General features: G+C 72.6%; 14 protein-coding genes and 1 pseudogene. 3 read left to right on the forward strand and 12 right to left on the reverse strand.

Going from position 1 to position 15,575, the window contains the following annotated elements:
- The 6 genes from FK498_RS11745 to FK498_RS19955 all read right to left on the reverse strand — a co-directional run.
- A partial coding sequence (locus FK498_RS11745; RefSeq protein ID WP_141854766.1) for an SPFH domain-containing protein occupies positions 1-883 on the reverse strand: 883 nt, incomplete at its 3' end.
- Between the two features lie 4 nt (positions 884-887).
- A complete protein-coding gene (locus tag FK498_RS11750) occupies positions 888-2,021 on the reverse strand; it encodes a toxic anion resistance protein (protein WP_141854768.1) in 1,134 nt (377 codons plus the stop codon).
- Positions 2,022-2,033: 12 nt separating this feature from the next.
- Positions 2,034-2,879 (reverse strand): 5-bromo-4-chloroindolyl phosphate hydrolysis family protein, encoded by an 846-nt coding sequence (locus FK498_RS11755; RefSeq protein WP_141854770.1) that lies wholly within the window; start codon positions 2,877-2,879, stop codon positions 2,034-2,036.
- A 172-nt stretch (positions 2,880-3,051) separates the two neighbouring features.
- A complete protein-coding gene (locus FK498_RS11760; protein WP_141854772.1) occupies positions 3,052-3,609 on the reverse strand; it encodes a hypothetical protein in 558 nt (185 codons plus the stop codon).
- A 125-nt stretch (positions 3,610-3,734) separates the two neighbouring features.
- Entirely contained in the window at positions 3,735-6,605 is a 2,871-nt protein-coding gene (locus FK498_RS11765; RefSeq protein WP_141854774.1) for a caspase family protein, read from the reverse strand.
- Positions 6,605-7,618, reverse strand: a complete 1,014-nt coding sequence (locus FK498_RS19955; protein WP_141854776.1) for a hypothetical protein — start codon at positions 7,616-7,618, stop codon at positions 6,605-6,607. Before FK498_RS19955 ends, FK498_RS11765 begins: the two co-directional genes overlap by 1 nt.
- A 327-nt stretch (positions 7,619-7,945) precedes the next feature.
- Here FK498_RS19955 and FK498_RS11775 point away from each other — a divergent pair, with 327 nt between their 5' ends.
- Entirely contained in the window at positions 7,946-8,335 is a 390-nt protein-coding gene (locus FK498_RS11775; RefSeq protein ID WP_141854778.1) for a cytochrome c family protein, read from the forward strand.
- A 21-nt stretch (positions 8,336-8,356) separates the two neighbouring features.
- Here the strand turns inward: FK498_RS11775 and FK498_RS11780 are convergent, their stop codons facing one another.
- The 6 genes from FK498_RS11780 to FK498_RS11805 all read right to left on the reverse strand — a co-directional run bounded on the left by FK498_RS11780 (position 8,357) and on the right by FK498_RS11805 (position 14,623).
- Positions 8,357-9,232, reverse strand: a complete 876-nt coding sequence (locus tag FK498_RS11780; protein WP_141854781.1) for an ABC transporter permease — start codon at positions 9,230-9,232, stop codon at positions 8,357-8,359.
- The gene (locus tag FK498_RS11785; protein ID WP_141854784.1) at positions 9,229-10,176 is read right to left on the reverse strand and encodes an ABC transporter permease; all 948 of its coding nucleotides are present in this window, start codon (positions 10,174-10,176) and stop codon (positions 9,229-9,231) included. Before FK498_RS11785 ends, FK498_RS11780 begins: the two co-directional genes overlap by 4 nt.
- Before the next feature lie 106 nt (positions 10,177-10,282).
- Positions 10,283-11,794 carry an ABC transporter substrate-binding protein gene (locus FK498_RS11790; RefSeq protein WP_141854786.1) on the reverse strand — a complete coding sequence of 504 codons (1,512 nt, stop codon included), beginning with the start codon at positions 11,792-11,794 and terminating at the stop codon, positions 10,283-10,285.
- Entirely contained in the window at positions 11,791-12,915 is a 1,125-nt protein-coding gene (locus FK498_RS11795) for an ABC transporter ATP-binding protein (RefSeq protein WP_141854788.1), read from the reverse strand. The genes FK498_RS11790 and FK498_RS11795 overlap by 4 nt, the downstream gene beginning before the upstream one ends.
- The gene (locus FK498_RS11800; RefSeq protein ID WP_141854790.1) at positions 12,912-13,898 is read right to left on the reverse strand and encodes an ABC transporter ATP-binding protein; all 987 of its coding nucleotides are present in this window, start codon (positions 13,896-13,898) and stop codon (positions 12,912-12,914) included. The genes FK498_RS11795 and FK498_RS11800 overlap by 4 nt, the downstream gene beginning before the upstream one ends.
- Positions 13,895-14,623: a DUF1028 domain-containing protein gene (locus FK498_RS11805; RefSeq protein WP_237560922.1), complete on the reverse strand. Its 729-nt coding sequence runs from the start codon at positions 14,621-14,623 to the stop codon at positions 13,895-13,897. The genes FK498_RS11800 and FK498_RS11805 overlap by 4 nt, the downstream gene beginning before the upstream one ends.
- 159 nt (positions 14,624-14,782) lie before the next feature.
- Here FK498_RS11805 and FK498_RS11810 point away from each other — a divergent pair, with 159 nt between their 5' ends.
- Together FK498_RS11810 and FK498_RS11815 are read left to right on the forward strand one after the other, a co-directional pair.
- A complete protein-coding gene (locus FK498_RS11810; protein WP_141854794.1) occupies positions 14,783-15,337 on the forward strand; it encodes a sigma-70 family RNA polymerase sigma factor in 555 nt (184 codons plus the stop codon).
- A 10-nt stretch (positions 15,338-15,347) separates the two neighbouring features.
- Positions 15,348-15,575, forward strand: a pseudogene (locus FK498_RS11815) (hypothetical protein); the annotation flags it as partial.

Consider the following 15,575-nt stretch of genomic DNA (forward strand, 5'->3'; position numbering starts at 1 on the left):
GCGGCGGGGCGGGGGAAGCAGCCCACGGGCTCTGCGCCAGCGCCGCCGCGATCTGCTGGCCGAGCCCGAGCCCGACCCCGGCGCCGACCGCCGCGCCGGACCCGCCCGAGGGGTTGGCCGCCGCCTTCGCCATCGCCTCGGCCGCCTGGAACTGGGCGTAGGCGCGCAGATCGCCGATCACGCCCATCTTCGTCCGGGTATCGAGCGCCTGCTCGACCTCCGGGGGCAGCGAGATGTTCTCGACCAGCATCCGCGTCAGCTCGAGCCCGTACTGGGAGAAGTCGGGCTTCAGCGCATTGGTGAGGTACTCCGACAGCGCCTGCTGGTTGGCGGCGAGATCGAGCACCGGGATCGCGCCGGCGCCGAGCGCGGTCGCGATCCGCGTCAGGATCATGTTGCGCAGCGCCTCGGCGATCTCGTCGGTGGTGAAGCGGCCATCCGTGCCGACGATCTCGCGCAGGAAGGTGGCCGCGTCGGTCACGCGCACCTCGTAGGTGCCGAAGGCGCGCAGCCGCACGGGGCCGAACTCGCGGTCGCGCAGCATGATCGGGTTGCGCGTGCCCCATTTCAGGTCGGGGAAGCGCCGCGTGGCGACGAAATAGACCTCGGCCTTGAACGGGCTCTCGAAGCCGTGCGGCCAGGCCTGCAGGGTCGAGAGCACCGGCAGGTTGCGCGTCTCCAGCGTATAGAGGCCGGGCGGGAAGACGTCGGCGATGCGGCCCTCGTTGACGAACACCGCGGTCTGGCCCTCCCGCACGGTGAGCTGCGCGCCGTACTTGATCTCGTTGCCGTGGCGTTCGAAGCGCCAGCACATCGTGTCGCCGGTGTCGTCGGTCCAGCCGATGACATCGACGAACTGGCCGCGGATCAGGTTCCAGACCATCGCCTCAGCCCTGCGCCGGCGCGGCCGTCACGCGCGCCCTGGCGGCCGAGAGCACCTGCTTGAGCTCGGTCTCGCACTGCGCCAGCACCTTCTCGGCCTCGGCGCGCTTGCGCTTGCCCTCGTCGGCGATCGCGAGGCTCTCGTTGATCGTCGCGATCAGGTCGTCGTTCGCCTTCTTCACGATCGCGATGTCGAACACGCCGCGCTCGATCTGCTCGCGGATCTCCCTGTTCGCCATGCGCAGGTTCTCGGCGTTGGCGGCCAGCAGCTCATTGGTGAGGTCGGTCGCCTCCTTCAGCGTCTTGCCGGCCTCCTGGCTGCGCGCGATCGTCACCGCCTGGGCGAGCTGCTGGCGCCACAGCGGCACGGTGTTCGCAACCGTCGAGGTGATCCGCCCGATCAGCGCCTTGTCGTTCTCCTGCACCAGCCGGATCGAGGGCAGTGCCTGCATCGTCACCTGGCGGGTGAGCTTCAGGTCGTGGACGCGGCGTTCGAGCTCGTCGCGGCGCGCACGCAGGTCCCGGAGCTCCTGCGCCTTCAGCATCTCGCCCGATGCCTGCGCCTCCCGCTCCAAGGCCGGAATGGTCTCCTCGTCGAGGCGCCGCAGCGCCTCCTCGCCCGCGGCGATGTAGTCGGCGAGGTCGTGGAAGTAGTCGAGCGTCGCGCTGTAGAGCCGGTCGAGCTGGGCGATGTCGGTCATCAGCCGGGTCTTGTGGCTCTCGAGCCGATCGGTGATGCCGTCGATCTGGCCGCGCACCTCCTCGTAGCGCTGCAGCACCTTCACGATCGGCCTCGCCCGGCCGAACAGCCGGGCGAGGAAGCCGCCGCCCTTCTTCAGCTCCTCGACATCGAAGCCGCGCAGGGTGGCGACCATGTCGGACAGCACCGCGCCGGCCGCGCCGGTGTCCTTGTTGCGCACGCCTTCGAGCATGGCATCGGAGATCGCCGTCACCTGCTCCTGCGCCTTGGCGCCGAAGGTGAGCACGGAGTTGCTGTCGCGGATGTCGAGCTCGGCAAGGGCCGCCTCGATGCGCGCGCGCCGTTCGGGCGGCGCCTCGGCGTAGCTGACCAGCGCGTCGGGGGCAGGTGGCACCCGGGCAGGCGCCGGCTCGGCGCCATCGGTACGGGTCGGTTCCATGCTCGTCTCCTGCTACATCACGCCTTCACGCTTCAGCCGCGTGGTCAGCACTTCGATCTGCACGTCGAGGTCCATGGTGTCGTTCTGCAAGAGCTTCGCGTGCTGCTCCGCGAAGGCGCGCTCGAGCTCCTCGAGCAGGGTGCGGAAGCTCTGCTCGAGCGCGCCCCGCTGATCGCCCGCGCGCGGGTGGGTCTCGAGGTACTTCGCCGTCACCTTCTCGGCGCCGTCGAGATAGACGGTGAGCGCCTTGCGTGCGCGGCGCAGGTCGCGCGGGTCGCGCTCGATCTCGGCGACCACGGCGCCGGCCCAGCCGGCGACGCGGCCGAGCCGGTCGCGGAACTCGGGCGAGGCGAGCCTGCGCGCCGCCGTCTCGAGCGCCGTCACGCGGTTCCTGGCCTCGGCGAGCAGGCGGCGCTCGTCGGCCGAGAGCGGGCTCGCCCCCTCGGGCTGGGCGGGCCGAGGGCGCGCCTCGTCGAGGCCGAACAGCAGCCCGGTGCCGATGCCGGCGGCGATGCCGAACAGAACGCTCATCGCCCCCCCGTAGCCGGCGCCGAGCCAGGCGGCGAGCAGGCCGGCGAGCCCGACGACCACGGCCCCGAGCGTCAGCGGCCGCGGCACGCCCTCGGCCGGACGGCGTTCGCGCCGCGCGGCAAGCCCGCGGGCGATCAGCGAGGAGGCGAGGATGACGAGGCCGAAGGCCCCGGCCGTGCCGGCGACCATGTCAAGCCGGCCGAGGAACAGCGAGACCAGCGCGGCGAGCGGCAGCGGCCAGGCGAACAGATAGAGGAGCGCCGCACGCAGCCCGTCCGAGGCGAGCAGGCGCGGCGGGCCAGGCGGACGGGGCGGCGGCGGGGTCATCGCGCGCCGAACAGGGTGAGCACCGCGGCACCGACCGTCGCCAGCGCCGGCACGCCAAGCCCGGCGGCCAGCAGCAGGAACCCCGCGACCTTGCGCACCCTCGCCCGCCCTCCTGATGGGACCGGGCCTTATATCGTGCGCCGGCGGCCTCCGGCGCAACTGCGGCGACGGTTCAGCCGCGCCGATCGAGCCGGGTCATCACGAGGTCGCGATAGGGAAGGCGCATCCCCTCGATGTGTCGGTGCTGCGTCTTCAGCACCACGCCGGTATCGGCATCCAGCCAGTAGGTGACATGGGCGACGAAGCCCGTCGGCCCGAACAGGCGCATCCGGCGCTCGAGCCGGAGCGCGCGCCGCGTGCCGGAGGCGAGCGCGACCGCCTCCTCCTCGCCGCGCTGCCACGTCTCCTGCCAGGAGTCCGACATCACATGCTCGCGGATCGTCACCGTCGTGCCCGGTCCACCCTCGAGCAGACGGGCCAGGGCGGCGCGGGCCTCGGCCAAATCGGGGCCGATCGGGGTCCAGAAGCCGAACAGCAGCCGCCTCGTCTGCTCGCCCACGCGGACGAGGCAGAGGCCGTCGTCCTCCTCGTCCTGGCCGAGGAAGAGCCAGCGCGCCCCGTCATCGCGCACGGCGACGGTTCCGGGCGGAGGGCAGGGATCGCGCTCGGCCTGGGCGGGTGCGGCTGCCGCCACCAGGGCGGCGAGGAGGAAGGAGAGACAGCGACGCATCGACATCTCCACACACGATGGGCGTCCCTCCCCGGGTCGGACGGGCCAAGCCGTCCGCGACGTCCATTGTGGATGGTTGCCACGCGAATGTGAACAGAGAGTGAACGCCGGCCGTCCGGCCTGCGTCAGCGATTGACGCGCGCGACCGGAAAGCCGCGCAGATCCCGCCGTGCGGTGCGGAACACCGCATCCTGCGCATGGCCCTTCTCGCGCGCGAGCTCGCTCACGCGGCGCGAGACGTATTCGCCGAGCGAGAGCGCTGTGACCACCCCGCGCTCGTCGCGCGCGGCCCCGCCGGCCAGCGCCTCGGCCACCGCATAGGCGAAGACGCCGTTCTTGCCGTCGTAGCTGTCCAGCGCCTCCTGCACAGAGGAGGAGGCGGCGAGCATGAAACGCCCGGTCTCGTGGCCGAGATTGGCAAGCGCGTCGATCGTGATCTGGCCGGCGAAGCAGGTGTCGATGAAGAGGAAGCCGTTGCGCGCACGGATGCGCGAGACCAGCGAGACGAGCGTCTCGTCGGTCACCGCGACCCGTCGCAGCGCCTCCCAGGAGGAGGCATCCTCGACATCCTGCGGCAGGAACAGGAAACGGTCGTCGGGCTCGGCGCGCACGCCGTGGCCGGCGAGGTACATCAGGAAGGTGTCGTTCGGTCCGACCTCGCGGCCGAGCCGCTCGAGGGCCGCGATCACGCCGGCCCGTGTCGCCTCCTGGTCGAGCAGAACCGTGGTGACGACGTCGCGGTAGAGCGGCCGGGCGGCCTGCGCGAACTCGGCGGCGAAGCGGCGCGCATCGGCGCCGGCGAAGTTCAGCCTGAGGTCCCTGTTGCGGTACTCGTCCACGCCGATCGCGAGCACGAAGAGCCGCCCCTCCCCCGCCGCCTCGCCGGGCGCCTCCAGCACCAGCGGCGACGAGGTGCCGAAGAGCCGGGCGGCAGCGTCCCAGGCGCGCGCCTCGATCACGTTGCGCCCGGGATCCAGCGCGATGTCGAGCCCGAAGCGGGTCTGCCCGCCCGGATCGGCGCGCCCGAGATTGCGGCCGTTCACGAACAGGTCGACCGGGCCGAGGCCGAGGCCGCGATCCTCGAGCGTGAGGCCGATGCGCACGGTGCCCGCGGTCTCCGGCACCTTCTGCGCGAGGTCGAGCGGGGTGCAGGCGCCGGCCGGGCCGGGCAGGCAGGCGCCGGTCAGGCTGACGCGCGGCTGGCGCGCGATCGCGGCGCGCACATCGCCGAGCGCGGCAAGCCGGTCGGCCGCCGGCTTCGCATCCCCCGCGACGCGCGCGCGCACCACCGCCGGCGCATAGAGCGCGCGATAGGCCTGGGCGAAGGTCGCCCACTCCGGCGCCTCGGCCCGGCCGCGGTTGAGATGCACGCCGACCAGATCCTGGCCGCCCGCCCCGGCGTGGTCGAAGAAGCCTTCGGGCGTCCAGAGCACCCAGCGCACCCCGTCGGCATGCACGAACAGCGCCGCCCGCTCCTCGAGCGTGCCCCTGCCGTCCAGCCCGTACCAGCGCAGCGTACCGTCGCCGAGGGCGGCGACCGCGACCGCCGCCTCGGGCGCCACCGCGAGCCCCCACACCGCGCCCGGGGTGGCGAGGGCGGCGAGTTCGCGACGGCCGCGGTCGAACAGGCGCAGATGCGTGTCGGTGCCGACGAGGACATGGCCCCCGGCGATCGCGGCGCTGCGCGCGATCTCGCCGCGACCGAGCGCGATCGGCTGGCCGTTCAGGCGGGGCGGGGCGGCATCGCGCCAGTTCGCGACCGCAAGCCCTGCCGCCTCGGTGCGCGCCGGCACGACATCGGCACCCTGGGCAGCCGCACCGGCCAGCCGGCCGGTCGCAACCTCGAAGCGCAGCCGGCCGGCGCTGCCCTGCCATTCGACCGTCTGCCCATCCGCCGAGACCGCGAGCGTGTCGCGTGCGGCGCGTGGATCCGCCGAGGGCGGTGTCGGGCGCCGGACCAGCGTGCCTTCGGGCCCGACGATCCCCCAGCCGGGATCGGCTGCCGCATAGGCAAGGCCGCCACCCGGCAGAGGCAGAAGATGGGGAATGGAGTCACGCGCGGCGACGAGGTCGGTCCCGGGACCGAGCCCGAAATCCGCCCAGCGGCGGATCACGCCGCCGCGCCGCCCAGCTCCGGCGGCGTGGAGCTGCACCCCGCCCTTGCCGTCCGACGCCCACGCCACGGCGGGCAGCGCCGCCGCGTCGAGAGCCGAGACATCAGGTGCGAACGCCGGCCTGAGACCTTGAAGATGCAGGACATCGACCGCCGGATGGGTCTCGTAGCCGATCGCGATCAGGGCGCCGTCGGGCGACACGGCGAGGCCGTAGGGGCGTGCCCCGCGCCTTGGTGCCGCTTCTGCCCGCTTCGCGCCGGTCGGATCGTAGATGCGCACCAGCCCGTCGGCGGCGGTGGTGACGAGGGCGGCATCGGGCGTGAACGCGACCATCCGCGCGGGCCCGCGATAGCTCGTGTCTTCGGCCAGCAACCGCCCGTTGCGTGCATCCCAGACCCGGATCCCGGCCGTGCCGCCGAGCGCGGCCGCGAGCCTCGTGCCATCCGGCGAGAGGGCGAGATGCACCACCGGCGCCGGCAGAGGAGCGAGCCGGCCGATCATCCGCTTTTCAACAGCATCAAACACATAGAGAGCGAAGGAGCGATCCCAACCAAAGCCCGTGAACCCGGCCGCGAACAGCCGCCGGCCGTCCGGCGTCAGTGCCACGGCATAGAGCTCGCCCTCCGCCTCCTCGGCGATCGGAACCCGCAGCACCCCCGCCGGCGCGCCATCCGGAAGGGACCAGAGCCGCACCGTGCGGTCGTCCGAGGCGGTGGCGAGCAGCCGGCCCGCCGCGTCGACCGCGAGCCGGTTGACCGGCGCGGTGTGGGCTCCCGCCTCGACGCGCAGATAGGGGGTGGTCGGCGGCGTCTGGGCGGGCGCCGGCGCCGCAGCCGCGAGCGCCGCGACGAGAAGGAGCGCGGCGCCTGCCGCCAGACGCATCAGGTCGTGAGCTCGAAACCGGAGCCGGTGGCCGCCTGGGCAACCTCGACCGAGGCCGCGAAGTTGTCGCGCTTGGCGACATTGGTGGCGGCGAGGCTGCGCACGTCGTCGCCCGCTGCGGGGGCGGGCTGGGCGACCGCGCGGGTCGGCTCCCGCCCCTCGACGCGCAGCGTGCTCGCCGGCGCGTAGCCGCGCTGGCCGGTGCTGGTCTCGACCAGGGCATAGTCGCCCTGCGTCCGCGCCACGGTGACACGCTCGCGCGCACCGAGGGCCGCGATCTGGGGGGCGGCCGGATCGGGACGCAGCAGCACCGGAGTCTGGCGCGTCGTGGTCGCGCGGCGGGACGGCATCGGCGCCTTCTGCTGGGCGATCATGTCCTTGGCGCCGGGGCTCAGGGTCTCGGCCGCGGTCTCGAACTCGGCCCCGCGCGTGGCCATCTTCTCGTTGATCTGCCGGGCGAGTGCCAGATCGCGGTTCCACCAGCCGCGGATCTGGGCGAGGCGCGCCTCCGCCTCCGGACGCTGGATCCGTCCGGCGGCGTAGTCGCTGCGCACCGCCTGGGCCTGGCGGAAGCGACAGTCGGAGAGCTGGTCGAAGGCCTGCTGGGCGCGATCGATCTCGGCATTCTCCTTCGCCAGATCGCTCGAGACCCGGCTTGCCAGCACCGCCTGGTCACGCGACTGCTGCTGCAGCGCATAAATGTAGCCGGTCGCCGCGCCCGCGACCGCCCCTGTCGCGGCGCCGATCGCGATCGCCGAGCCGCGACCGCCGCCGAAGAGGCCGCCCAGCACCGCCCCGCCGACCGCGCCGATCAGTGCGCCCTTGATGATGTCCTCGGCGAAGAAGTTCCCGGTGCTGTCGAGGGCGACCACGTAGGGACGACAGGTGTCGGCCGGATCGGCCGCGCCGATCCTCTGCTCCTGGGTGGTGACGCAGCCGCCGAGCAGGGCCACGACGACAACCGCCGAGACGCCCTGGCGGAGGCGGGTGCGGAGGGCGGAAGGACGCTGCATGGGTTGGGCCTCGTGATCAGCCGTGACGAGAGACTACACCGATGCCCTCCGGCTGACGAGAGACCGCCTGCCGGAGGCTCCGCCATCCGCTGCGGGCGTGCACAGGTATGGCGTCGGAGCGCAGCGTACTGCGCCCGGCGACCGATGCATGTGCGTCACGGCACACGACGCGCGCCCGCCGCGCCAGCGGTGGAGGGACATCGGTCGGGCACGACGGACGGGTTGCGGGATCACCACCCCTCGCTATATCCGCCCTGCGGTCGGGCACCCCGACCGACCGCCGTGTCGGGCGGCGCCGTCCGAAAGAACCCAGCGCAAGGAGACGTCATGAAGAGGATCCTGCTCGCCGCCACCGCCGTCGCACTCGCCGCCGTCACCACTCCCGCCGCCGCCCAGGACGCGGCCGCCGGCCAGCGCGTGTTCAACCAGTGCCGCGCCTGCCACACGATCGAGGCGGGTGGACGCAACGGCGTGGGACCCAACCTGCATGGCGTGGTCGGTCGGAAGGCCGCTTCGGTGGACGGGTTCCGCTACTCGCCGAACATGCGCGAACTTGCCGAAGGTGGGCTGACCTGGACCGAGGAGAATCTTGACAAGTATCTGACCAATCCGAAGAGCCTGGTGCCGCGCGGCAGCATGGCCTTCGCCGGGCTGCGTAACGAACAGCAGCGCAAGGACGTGATCGCCTACCTGAAGCAGAACAGCCCCGGGAGCTGAGCGCAGCCCCGGTGGCCACGGTCAGCGGCCGCGCGGGTCGAAGGCGTCGCGCAGACCGTCGCCCAGCAGGTTGAAGCCGAGCACCACCAGCACGATCGAGAGCCCGGGGAAGATCGCCATCCAGGGCGCCTGCTCGATGAAGCGCTGGGCGGTGTTCAGCATCGAGCCCCAGGACGGCGCCGGCGGCTGCTGGCCGAGGCCGAGGAAGGAGAGCGAGGCCTCGGCGATGATCGCGCTCGCGATCGTCAGCGTGGCCTGCACCAGGAGCGGGGGCACGATGTTCGGCAGGATGTGGCGCACCGCGACCCGCCAGCGCGGATTGCCGATCGCGCGCGCCGCCTCGACATAGTCCTCCACCTTCGCCGCCATGGTCGCGCCGCGCGCCAGCCGGATGAAGATCGGTGTCGCACTGATGCCGATCGCGATCATCGCGTTCTCGAGCGCGGGGCCGAGGAAGGCCGCGAGCGCGATCGCCAGGATCAGGAACGGGCAGGCCAGCATCGCGTCGGTGAGGCGGCTGATCAGCGCATCGATCCAGCCGCCGCGGAAGCCGGCCAGCATGCCGATCGGCACGCCGGCCGCCAGCGCGATCGCGACCGAGACGACGCCCGCGAGCAGGCTCGCGCGCGCGCCCCAGATCACCCGCGAGAGCAGGTCGCGGCCGTTCTCGTCGGTGCCGAACCAGTGCAGGGCGGAGGGTGGCTTGCGGATCGCCGTCCAGGACGTCCGCGTCGGGTCGAAGGGCGCGATCAGCGGCGCGAGCACCGCGACCAGGACGAACGCCACGACCAGCGCGAGCCCGACCATCGCGGTGCGGTGCCGCACCAGCTTCCTGAGCGACCGCCGCGTCGGGCTGTCGATGCGCTCGGGCGCGGCCGTGGCGGCGAGCGTGGTCATGCGTGGCGCAGGCGCGGATTGATCAGCACGTAGAGCACATCGGCGGCGAGATTGAGCCCGACATAGATCACCGCCACGACCAGGACGACGCCCTGCACCACCGGGTAGTCGCGGTTGAAGACCGCATCGACGATCAGCTTGCCGAAGCCGGGAATGGTGAAGACCTGCTCGGTCAGCACCGCGCCGGAGAGGAGCGTGCCGAGCTCGAGCGCGCCGAGCGTGACCACCGGCACCAGCGCGTTCCGGAGCGCGTGCTTGGCGACGATGACCCGCTCGGCGAGCCCCTTGGCGCGCGCGGTGCGCACATAGTCCTGCGCCATCGCCTGCACCATCGCGCTGCGCGTGTGGCGCATCAGCACCGCCGCGATCCCGGTGCCGAGCACGAAGGCGGGCATGATCGTGGTGGCGAGGCTCTGGCGCCAGTCCTCGGCGAGCGGCACGTAGCCGGAGGGCGGCAGCCAGCCGAGCTTCACGCTGAACAGCAGGATCATCATGATCCCGAGCCAGAAGTTCGGCGTCGAGATGCCAGCGAGCGCGATGCCGTTGGCGATCCAGTCGGCCGGCCGGTCCTTCCTCACGGCCGAGACGATGCCGGCGGGGATGCCGATCAGGCAGGCGATCGCGAAGGCCATCAGCCCGAGCTGCACGGTCACCGGCAGCTTCTCGATGATCACCTTGCCGACGGGTTCGCGGATGCGCCAGGAGAAGCCGAGATCGCCCTGGAGCACGTTGCCGAGCCAGAGCACGTACTGCTCGTGGATCGGCCGGTCGAGGTTGAGCTCGGCGCGGATCTGGGCCAGCACCTGCGGATCGCCCCGCTCCTCGCCGGCGAGGATCAGCGCCGGATCGCCGGGCATGAGTTGCTGCAGCCCGAAGATCAGGATCGAGACGAACAGCAGGGTGGGGATGATCTGCCCCACCCTGCGGAGCAGGAAGCCGCCCATGCGCGGCCGTCAGCTCGACCGCCGCGGAGCGGCCGGCACCCTCATGCTGATTCTCTCCCGCGCGTGCGGGAGAGGGTCAGGGTGGTGACGCTGCCGTCCGCGCGCATCAGTTCGCCGCCAGCCGCACGCCCTTGACGCGGATCAGCCCGTCCGGCACCGGCACGAAGCCCTGCACCCGGGTCGAATAGGCGTGGATGTTCTTGCGGTGCCAGAGATAGAGCCGGGCGCGATCCTCGGTGATGTAGTGGCGGTACATCCGTTCGAAGATCGCCACGCGCTTCTCGAGATCGCTCTCCTCGCGCGAGGCGTCGAGCAGCCGGTCCACCTCGGGGTTGGCGTACTTGCCGTCGTTCTGCGCGCCGCGGCTGTGCACGAAGGTCCAGAGATTGCCGTCCGGGTCGGTCCGCCCGGACCAGCCGACCAGATAGGCCTCGAAGTCGCCGCGCTGCGCCGCCTGCAGCGACGAGGCGAACTCCATCGCGCGGATCGACACCTCGAACCCGGCCTCGGCCGCCATCGCCTGGATCACCTCGCCGACCTGGCGCATGTCCGGGTTGTTCGGCACGGTCAGCTCGACCTTCACCGGCGTCGCCACGCCCGCCTCGCGCAGGAGCGCACGCGCCCGGGCGACGTCGCGCGTCGGCGGGGTCAGCGAGCGGACATGGTAGGGCGAGGACGGCGGCACGGCCTGGGCGGTCGGCGTGAAGTGGCCGTCATAGACGACCTGGATGATGGTCGCACGGTCGATCGCCAGGTCGAAGGCCTGGCGCACCTTCGCATGCTGGCCGATCGGCGCCCTGGCACGGTCGCCGTTGGCGATGTTGAAGGTGATCCCCTGGTAGCCGAGCTCGTCGCCCATCGCCACGCGCAGCCGCGGGTTCCGCTGCACCGTCGGGATGTCGGTTGCCGAGATCGTCTCGGTCAGCTCGAGCGCGCCCGACTGCAGGTTGGCCAGCCGCACCGTGCTGTCCGGGATCGGCAGATAGATGATGCGGTCGAGATGCACGCTCCCCTTGTCCCAGTAGTCGGGGAAGCGCTCGACCACGATGCGGTCCTGGGCGACACGCTCGACGAAGCGGAACGGCCCGGCGCAGACCGGCCTCAGACCGAAATCGCGCCCTGCCGCCTCGGCGGCTTTGGGGCTCAGCACCATCCCCGCCCGGTCGGTGAGCTGGGCGAGGAACGGCGCGAACGGCACCTTCAGGTGGATGCGCACGGTCTTCGGATCGACCACCTCGACGCGGTCCATCGCGTTGATCTCGCCGCGCCGGAAACTGCCCTGCATGGTGAGGTGACGATTGAGGCTGTAGGCGACGGCGTTCGCGTCCATCGTCTCGCCGTCGTGGAACTTCACGCCCTCGCGCAGCGTGATCGTCAGCGTCCTGCCGTCGTCCCATCTGAAGCCGGTGGCGAGCTGCGGGACGATGTTCAGGTCCTTGTCGATGTCGAACAGCTTGTCGCAGAGGGAGGCGAACACGATCCGTCCGACATAGGTGCGCGCGAGCGTGGGATCGAGGATGTCCGGGTCCTCGCGCAGACCGATGCGCATGGTCTGCGCCGAGGCGGAGGAGACCGCCAGCACCGAGACGGCGACGGCGGCAAGCAGCAATCTCTTCATTCGGAAGCTCCCATTCTTGTCGTTGGCCTGGAACCCAGCGTCGCGCCGGACGGGCCCGGGGGCAAGTCCGGCCGGAAGTGGCGCGCGAGCGCGTGCAGCCGGACACGCGCCGCGCGGTCGCCGGCGGCCGCCTCGCCTTCCCAGGGCGGCAGGCCGCGCCAGTGATGGCAGGCGACCGCGTGGCGGTCGCCGGGATCGGCGAGCGGCGGATCCTCGCCGCGGCAGCGCGCATCGGCGTGCGGGCAGCGGGTGTGGAAGCGGCAGCCGGGGGGCGGGTTCATCGGGCTCGGCACGTCGCCCTCGATGGTCGCTTTCGGCGCCGCAAGGCCAGGCTCGGGGCGGGGGATCGCGGCGAGGAGCGCGCGCGTGTAGGGGTGGCGGGGTGCTGCGAACACCCCGCGCGTCGGCCCCTGCTCGACGATCCGCCCCAGATACATCACCGCCACCCGGTCGGCGATGTGGCGCACCACCGCGAGATCGTGCGCGATCAGCAGGAAGGCGAGGCCGAGACGCGCGAGCAGGTCGTCGAGCAGGTTGATCACCTGCGCCTGGATCGAGACGTCGAGCGCGCTCACAGGCTCGTCGCCCACCAGCAGCCTGGGCTCGCAGGCGAGCGCGCGGGCGATGCCGATGCGCTGGCGCTGCCCGCCCGAGAACTCGTGCGGGTAGCGCGCCGCCTGCTCGGGGCGGAGCCCGACCAGCGTGAGCAGATCCGCGACGCGATCGTCCACCGCGCGGCCCGCGCGCAGCCGGTGCAGCCGGATCGGCTCGGCGAGGATCTGGCCCACCGTCATGCGCGGGTTGAGGCTCGCGAACGGGTCCTGGAAGATCAGCTGCATGTGCCGGCGCGCGGCGCGCAGCCGCGCCTCGTCCATCGCCATCAGGTCGGCGCCGTCGAAGGTGATGCTGCCGCGATCGGGCTCGATCAGCCTGAGGCAAAGCCGCGCGGCGGTCGACTTGCCGCAGCCCGATTCGCCCACCAGCGCGAGCGTCTCGCCCGGCATCACGGCGATGTCGATGCCGTCCACCGCGCGCACGAAGCCGGCCGGCCGGCCGAACAGCCCCCCCCGCACCGGGAAGTGCTTCACGAGGCCGCGCGCGTCGAGCAGGGGCGCGCTCATGCTGCGGCGGCGAAACGGTCGAGCGGGGCCTGCCAGCACGCGGCGACGTGCCCCTCGCCGACCGGCGCGAGCGGCGGCGCCTCGGTGCGGCAGCGCTCGACCACGAAGGGGCAGCGTGGCGCGAAGCGGCAGCCGGGCGGCCAGGCGCGCGGGCTGGGCACCGCGCCCTCGATGGTGGCGAGCCGCTCGACCTGCTCGTCGAGCCGCGGCACCGCGCCCATCAGCCCGACCGTGTAGGGATGCTGCGGCGTGCGGAACAGCGCCCCGACCGGCGCCTGCTCGGCGACCCGGCCGGCATACATCACCAGCACGTCGTGCGCGAGCTCGGCGACCACGCCGAGATCATGCGTGATCAGCACGATCGCGGTGCCCGTCTCCTCCGAGAGCTCGCGCATGAGCGACAGGATCTGCGCCTGGATCGTCACGTCGAGCGCGGTCGTGGGCTCGTCGGCGATCAGCACCGAGGGGCGGCACGCCATCGCCATGGCGATCATCACGCGCTGGCGCATCCCGCCCGAGAGGCGGTGCGGATACTCGCCGAAGCGCCGTTCCGGTACCGGAATGCGCACGCGCGCCAGCCACGCGATCGCCTGGTCGCGCGCCTCGGCGGCCGAGACCTCGCCGTGCTCGCGGATCGCCTCGACGATCTGGTCGCCCACGGTGAAGGCGGGATTGAGCGAGGTCATCGGCTCCTGGAAGATCATCGCGATGCGCCCGCCGCGGATCTGGCGCATGCGGGATTCGGACGCCGCCAGCACCTCCTCGCCCTCGAGCCGCACCGACCCCTCGGCGCGCGCGTTCGGCGCGAGCAGGCGCATGATCGCGAGCGCGGCGACGCTCTTGCCGCAGCCCGATTCGCCGACGATCGCGAGCCGCCGGCCCGCGGCGAGCGCGAAGGACACGCCGTCCACCGCGCGCACCGCTCCGTCGTCGGTGGCGAAGGTGACGGCGAGATCGCGTACCTCGAGCAGCGGCGCGGTCATGAGCCCGGAACGTCGTCGTCGGGCGTCCCCTCCGCCTCGACGGCGGCGATGATCACCGCGCGGTCGTAGGTGCCGGGGTGGCCGGGACCGGCGAGGAAGCGCCGATAGATCGCGTAGCGCGCCTTGCTGCGGCGATGGAGCCGGCGCAGTTCCGCGATCGGCTCGGCATGGTCGTCGACGCGGATGTCGAGATCGGCATAGGGGTCCTTGGACGCCACCTTCAGCGCGGCCGATTGCTTGCCGCGCGAATCCCCGCCCGCCGCCTCGCCGGCCTCGAGCGCGCGCAGGAGCCGCTCGGCCATCTCCACGCCCTCGGCCGCGGCCTGCTCGTAGGCGCGCGCGGTCGCCTCCACCACCTCGGGTCCGGCGAGCATGTTGCCCGCGACCGAGCAGTCGCGCCCGACCACGCTGCCGGCCCAGGCGACGCAGCCCGTGCCGGTGTGCTGGGCGATCCGTCCGGCGGCATCGAGGATGTGCAATTGGCGCACCTCGCGCCCGGGATCGGCCGCGGTCAGCACGGCGGCGACCTCGGATGCGGGCCTGCCCTGGCGCAGCATCGCCATGCCCTCGATCGCGTACATCGGGTTCATCAGCGCCTGGGTCGACAGCGCCGCGACACGGCCCTCGACATGCGGGCAGAGTGCGCCGACCGCGAAGAACCGTGTCGCGACGGCGACGCCGAGCGTGCCCGTCGCCGGATCGCGCGCCAGAATCGACCAGGTCATGCCATCCGCCCTGCTCCCGTGCTGCATCCGCCGCGCCCGGCCCGGCGTAGTCGGACATGGCGCCGCGCCGCTCCGCCGCAGACGAAAGCACGCTCCGTGCCGGTCGCAAAGGTGGACAGCGCAGGCGCGATCGCCTTGGATGACGCCGGAGGGGCACGCATGGCGGATGCGGGCACGGAGGCACAGGATCTCGCGGAGATGCTGGCAGCGGTCGCGCGCGGCGACCGGGCGGCGCTGCGCGCGCTCTACGCGGCCCAGTCGGCACGGCTGTTCGGCGTCTGCCTGCGCATCCTGCGCGACCGTGCCGCCGCGGCGGATGCCACCCAGGACACGTTCCTGCGCATCTGGGACCGCGCCGACCGCTTCGACCCGGCGCGCGGCGCGGCACCCGCCTGGCTTGCCGCGATCGCGCGGCATGTGGCGCTCGATCTCGCCCGTGCGCGCGGGCGCGAGCTGCCGAGCGACGATCCGGAGCTTGGCGACGCGCCGGTGGAGCACGACCCGGTGGCCGCGCTGGACGCGGGCACGGATGCGGCCCGGCTGCGCGACTGCCTCGGCACGCTCGAGGAGAAGAACCGCCGCTCGATCCTGCTCGCCTTCGTCGATGGGCTCTCGCATGCGCAGATCGCCGCGCGGCTCGAAACCCCGCTCGGCACGGTGAAGGCGTGGATCCGGCGCGGCCTCGCGTCGCTGAAGGAGTGTCTCACGTCATGAGGGGGCCGGCATGATCCCGACCGACCCCGCCGAGCGCACCGCACTCGCCGGCGAGTACGTGCTCGGCACGCTCGATGCCCGCACCACCGCCGCCATGCGCGCGGCGCTCGAGACGGACGCGGGCCTGCGCGCCGAGGTCGAGGCCTGGGAGCGCCGGCTCGCGCCGCTCGTCGACACGGTCGCGCCCGCCGAGCCGCCAGCCGATCTGCTGCCGCGCATCGAGGCCGCACTGGACGCG

The sequence above is a fragment of the Elioraea sp. Yellowstone genome (assembly GCF_006704265.1).
Classification (GTDB): Bacteria; Pseudomonadota; Alphaproteobacteria; order Acetobacterales; family Acetobacteraceae; genus Elioraea.

Bases quoted from the DNA above. Each gene is read 5' to 3' on its own strand.
- FK498_RS11750 (WP_141854768.1), bottom strand. From the start codon at position 2,021: ATGGAACCGACCCGTACCGATGGCGCCGAGCCGGCGCCTGCCCGGGTG.
- FK498_RS11755 (WP_141854770.1), bottom strand. From the start codon at position 2,879: ATGACCCCGCCGCCGCCCCGTCCGCCTGGCCCGCCGCGCCTGCTCGCC.
- FK498_RS11760 (WP_141854772.1), bottom strand. From the start codon at position 3,609: ATGCGTCGCTGTCTCTCCTTCCTCCTCGCCGCCCTGGTGGCGGCAGCC.
- FK498_RS11765 (WP_141854774.1), bottom strand. From the start codon at position 6,605: ATGCGTCTGGCGGCAGGCGCCGCGCTCCTTCTCGTCGCGGCGCTCGCG.
- FK498_RS19955 (WP_141854776.1), bottom strand. From the start codon at position 7,618: ATGCAGCGTCCTTCCGCCCTCCGCACCCGCCTCCGCCAGGGCGTCTCG.
- FK498_RS11775 (WP_141854778.1), top strand. From the start codon at position 7,946: ATGAAGAGGATCCTGCTCGCCGCCACCGCCGTCGCACTCGCCGCCGTC.
- FK498_RS11780 (WP_141854781.1), bottom strand. From the start codon at position 9,232: ATGACCACGCTCGCCGCCACGGCCGCGCCCGAGCGCATCGACAGCCCG.
- FK498_RS11785 (WP_141854784.1), bottom strand. From the start codon at position 10,176: ATGGGCGGCTTCCTGCTCCGCAGGGTGGGGCAGATCATCCCCACCCTG.
- FK498_RS11790 (WP_141854786.1), bottom strand. From the start codon at position 11,794: ATGAAGAGATTGCTGCTTGCCGCCGTCGCCGTCTCGGTGCTGGCGGTC.
- FK498_RS11795 (WP_141854788.1), bottom strand. From the start codon at position 12,915: ATGAGCGCGCCCCTGCTCGACGCGCGCGGCCTCGTGAAGCACTTCCCG.
- FK498_RS11800 (WP_141854790.1), bottom strand. From the start codon at position 13,898: ATGACCGCGCCGCTGCTCGAGGTACGCGATCTCGCCGTCACCTTCGCC.
- FK498_RS11805 (WP_237560922.1), bottom strand. From the start codon at position 14,623: ATGACCTGGTCGATTCTGGCGCGCGATCCGGCGACGGGCACGCTCGGC.
- FK498_RS11810 (WP_141854794.1), top strand. From the start codon at position 14,783: ATGGCGGATGCGGGCACGGAGGCACAGGATCTCGCGGAGATGCTGGCA.